Consider the following 1,703-nt stretch of genomic DNA (forward strand, 5'->3'; position numbering starts at 1 on the left):
CCTGACAGGCAATCTGACATCTCGTCAGAAAAGTCAGCAAGTAGTCAGCAAGTGGACTGCCGCAGCCACCCGCACCTGCCCACAACTGCACATTCGCGAATCCGCAATCACACCCACACTCACCTGCAAAATTGCCGGTCAGCACCACTCATTGCAAACCTGTTGCAAATCAGGGTGCCTGTGACTGGCCAAGCGGCACATCACCGACGACGCCGTGGGCTACAAGATCCTGCTGGACTTGCTTGTCGAGTTCGGCGACAGCGAGGAGAACCCGATTCCGGTCGCGATCGAGACCTCGCGGGGCCTGCTCGTGGCGGTGCTGCGGACTGGCAAGCGGCAGGTGTTCGCCACCAACCCGATGGCCGCTGCCCGCTACCGCGACCGGCACTCCGTCTCGCGCAAGAAGTCCGACCCCGGCGACGCCCTGGTCCTCGCGAACATCCTGCGCACCGACATGCACGCCCACAGGCCATTGCCCAACGACAGCGACCTCGGCCGGGCCGTCGCCGTCCTCGCCCGCGCTCAGCAGGACTCCCTCTGGAACCGGCAGCAACTGTCCAACCAACTCCGTTCCCTGCTGCGGGAGTACTACCCGGCCGCCTTGGCGGCCATCGATCCCTGGCGCAACGGCCTGTGCCGACCCGAGGCCCGAGAGCTTCTGAAGGCGGCACCGACGCCCACCCGGGCCGCGAAGCTAACCCGCACGCAGCTGGAAGCCGCCCTCAAGCGGGCCGGCCGCAAGCGCGGCACGGCCGAGGCCGAACGGCTCCGGGACGTCTTCCGCGCCGACTACGCCCACCAGCCGCCGCTGGTCGAGGACGCACTGGGCAAGCAGATGCTCGCCCTCCTGGTCCAGTTGGAGGCCGCCTGCACCGCTGCCGACGACCTCGCCGAGGCGGTCGAAGAGGTATTCCCTCAGCACCCGGACGCTGAGATCATCCTCAGCTTCCCCGGCCTCGGCGTCCAGCTCGGCGCCCGGGTGCTCGCCGAAATCGGAGACGACAAGACCCGCTTCGCCGACGCCCGCGGCCTCAAGGCATACGCCGGCGCCTCGCCCATCACCAGGGCCTCCGGCAAGAAGTCGCGCATCACCCGCAGGTGGGTCAAGAACGACCGGCTCAACCACGCCGGCTACCTTGGGCCTTCGCCTCCATCACCGCTTCGCCCGGCGCCAACGCCCACTACCGACGCCGCCGAGATGACCACAGCGACTGGCACGCCGCGGCCCAGCGCAACCTCTTCAACCGCATGCTCGGCCAGCTCTACTACTGCCTCCAGCACCACACTCTGTTCGAAGAGAACACGGCCTTCCCGCCTGCCCTCGCCGCAGCCGCTTGACACGCTGAGCGCCTGAGATGGCTTGCTGCGGTACGGCGCTGCACGGCGGCGCGCGGTGTCCGGTCTTCGGCCTCGTCGTTGGGGGTGTGGGATCCAGCGCGAACTCAAAGCGGGTGTCGCAGGTTCGAATCCTGTCGGGGCACCGGCCACGACGCCCCGGAGCGATCATACGTCGGGGCGTTTGGCATCCAGATCCGACATCGACCGGGACGGTCACCGGGCGAGGCCGTCGGTGCCTCAGCAGCCGACCCATGTGCCCTTTGGCGCTTGCCTGCGGCTCGCGCGACGGGCGGCGCGGTCAGGTGCGTTGGGCGAGGGCGAAGAGGTGGGTGCGGGCGGAGACTGCGTCGGTGGGTGGGGTGTGG

1 protein-coding gene and 1 pseudogene are annotated in these 1,703 nt (G+C 68.3%); both read left to right on the forward strand.

The annotated features are described in order from the left end of the window. Positions 1-184 (forward strand): hypothetical protein (locus tag GUY60_RS40025; protein ID WP_376771366.1); only part of this gene is annotated, 184 nt, incomplete at its 5' end. Continuing rightward, positions 185-1,338, forward strand: a pseudogene (locus GUY60_RS37430) (IS110 family RNA-guided transposase); the annotation flags it as partial. Positions 1,339-1,703: the final 365 nt, after the last annotated feature.

Origin of the sequence: Streptomyces boluensis (assembly GCF_009908195.1) — a bacterium.
GTDB lineage: Bacteria > Actinomycetota > Actinomycetes > Streptomycetales > Streptomycetaceae > Streptomyces > Streptomyces boluensis.